This is a genomic window from Erwinia sp. Eh17-17 (genome assembly GCF_039675725.1).
In the GTDB taxonomy this organism is placed as follows: Bacteria; Pseudomonadota; Gammaproteobacteria; order Enterobacterales; family Enterobacteriaceae; genus Erwinia.
The window spans coordinates 1-2938 of record NZ_JBDFQT010000024.1; the positions used below are offsets into that span (position 1 = coordinate 1).

Genomic DNA, 2938 nt, shown 5'->3' on the forward strand with positions numbered 1-2938 from the left:
ACCTTCACATCCGCCCCTTTACCCAGCGCGCCCACCCACGCCACGCTGACCCAGGGCTCCACCGTCAGGCCCCGCTTTATCGCCACCTGCCTCCCGGCGCTTACCCCTACCCGACCCTGCACCGGGCTGCTGCGCTGCGTCTCCACCTCCAGCCCGTTGTCCAGCCGGTAGTGGCTGCTCCCCAGCCGCACCGCCGTTACCCCCGCGTGCGGCTCAATGAACCATCCGTCATTCAGGCTGAAGGTCTGTCCCGCCCGCAGCGTGCCGCCCCACGCGCTCACGCGCTGCCGCCCTTTGCTCACCTGCCCCAGGTTACCGCTGACGTCCAGCTGGTTTTTCAGCTGGTACAGGCTCACCGAACCGCTGAGGTAAAGCCCGTCTGCCGACTGCCAGCGCCCGTAAACCCCCTCGCTGCGGTGGCTGATGTGCCCCCGGCTTCCCTCGCCGAAGTTCTGGCGCGCGTCGCCGCTGCCGAACGTCACGCCGTACTCCAGCTCGCCGGAGCCCGCCGCCGCACTCCCGCCCACCCCCAGCAGGGTGGCGTTACGCTGCTGCGAAAATGCCCGCGCCTGACCCGCCGCATGGCTGACCCGGCTGGCTGACGATTTGACCCACACGCCCCCGCGGCCTGCGTCGTCGCGCTGGTCCGGCAGCGCCGCCGCGGACTGGACCACACCGGACAGCGCCGTCTGTGAAGCCAGGGCGGCGTTCGCCCCGGAGGAGAGCTCCGGCGCGGCGTTCACCTCTGCCATAGCCGGTTTTTCCGGTGTGATGGTTTCTGTGGCGGCTGCCGTCGCCGCTGACTCTGCTACCATCGCTGTAGCTGACGCAGGTGCTTCAGCGACAGAGCTCCCTGATGAAGCGGCCGGCATCTCTGATCCCATGTCCAATAAATTTGATGAGCCCAGCGCTGGCACGATCTGAGCGTCCACTGGCAACGGCTTTTTTGCACCGGCATCTGCGGAGACCACTGCATCCTTACCTCCCCTGGTCAGCTGCCAGTCGTTGCCCTGCTTTTGCAGCGTGTAGCGGTACGCGCCGAGGTCAACGTGTCCGCCCGCCAGGGTAAATTCAGCGTCACCGCCGTGGGTTAAGACCAGGCGCTGGAATTCAGTGGCGCGTTCCGGTTCGTTACCGCTGTCGCTGATCGCCAGCTGGTGCCTGCCGGAGGCCGCATTTTCGCCGCGTACAATCAGCTGGTCACTCTGTCCCGCTGACAGGTTGGTGTTCATCTGAAAGATGCCCTCACCGCTCAGTGAGTCCACGCTCAGGGTTTTAAAAGAACCGTCTGGCGTGAAAATGACGCGGCCACCTTTAAGGTCAAGATAATTAAAGTCTGAGTTTTTTGTTAACTCCCAGCGACTGTCGTCAAGACTCAGCCGGTAAATATTAATGACACGTCCTGTTAACGATGAGTGATTTTTTAACTTCAGCTCGCCACAATTTTTTAAGCAACGAAGTGTTCGTGCTATCACATTGCCAGCAATGGTGCTGTTGTCAGCTTCCAGCATCGCCCCGTTTGCTCTAAAACCGATAGCAGCTGAATTTTTTTTACGCGCAGTCACCTGACTTTCTGACAGCGTCACATTATTCACAACGGATATGGCGATTGAATCTTCACCTTCGGCTGTGACTGAGGATTCAACCACATTAAATTGAGGGGTATCACTTTTTAATAAAACCGTTTTGTCATTTTTAATCAGGATGCTTGAATTTTTTATACTCATCCTGCCGCCACTTAATGCCTGGATAAACGGATAATAGTCACGCCCGTCTGTTTTTTTTATATCGCCTGAAAAATCACCACCCTCAAGTAAAACAGACCCGCCACGACCGGCCTCAATGCGCGACGGGATATTATTTTTAATATTCTTAACTGTCAGAACTCCACCATTCTTAGCGCGAAGACGGTTAACCCCAGACAAAGCAGCATCACCATTAATCTCCAGAGCCTTCCCATCAGCGGTAATATCCACAGCAAAGAGATGTTTCGAATAAACGGCCAGCGCACTGATTAAAAACAAGCAACCAAGTTTGTAACCCGAACGAGAATAAAAAGATGAATATCGCATCAATTTGACTCCGGAAAAGAAATAATTCGAGAGTTTTATTATGCTTTTGTTTAATTTTTCATTCTGTCGGGGTCGGGCTGACAGACTTGTAGGAATTTTCCTTGCCTACAGAATTAAGATGTGGTTCGGACGGTGGTTCGGGCTTCCCTGCCCGCAGATAACCCTGCCGGACTAAAAGTTATAGCGGTAGCCCAGCGTCGCCGACCACGGCTGCACGCTCCGGCTGCCCCTGGCGTACTCCGCTCCGGCCGTCAGCACGTGCCCGCCGTCAAGGCTGAAGCTCGCCCCCGCGCCCGCCTGCACCCGGTCACCCGGCAGGTCGCTGGCAAAATGATGCTGATTGACCTTCACATCCGCCCCTTTACCCAGCGCGCTCACCCACGCCACGCTGACGTAAGGCTCCACCGTCAGGCCCCGCTTTATCGCCACCTGCCTCCCGGCGTTTACCCCCACCCGACCCTGCACCGGGCTGCTGCGCTGCGTCTCCACCTCCAGCCCGTTGTCCAGCCGGTAGTGGCTGCTCCCCAGCCGCACCGCCGTTACCCCCGCGTGCGGCTCAATGAACCATCCGTCATTCAGGCTGAAGGTCTGTCCCGCCCGCAGCGTGCCGCCCCACGCGCTCACGCGCTGCCGCCCTTTGCTCACCTGCCCCAGGTTACCGCTGACGTCCAGCTGGTTTTTCAGCTGGTACAGGCTCACCGAACCGCTGAGGTAAAGCCCGTCTGCCGACTGCCAGCGCCCGTAAACCCCCTCGCTGCGGTGGCTGATGTGCCCCCGGCTTCCCTCGCCGAAGTTCTGGCGCGCGTCGCCGCTGCCGAACGTCACGCCGTACTCCAGCTCGCCGGAGCCCGCCGCCGCACTCCCGC

Annotated in this window: 2 protein-coding genes; both read right to left on the bottom strand. The window is 59.3% G+C overall.

From position 1 onward, the window contains the following. The coding region (locus ABEH87_RS21590) for an autotransporter outer membrane beta-barrel domain-containing protein (RefSeq protein ID WP_346579404.1) at positions 1-2072 on the bottom strand (2072 nt) is incomplete at its 3' end. A gap of 171 nt (positions 2073-2243) precedes the next feature. Further along, positions 2244-2938 (bottom strand): autotransporter outer membrane beta-barrel domain-containing protein (locus tag ABEH87_RS21595; protein WP_346579406.1); only part of this gene is annotated, 695 nt, incomplete at its 5' end.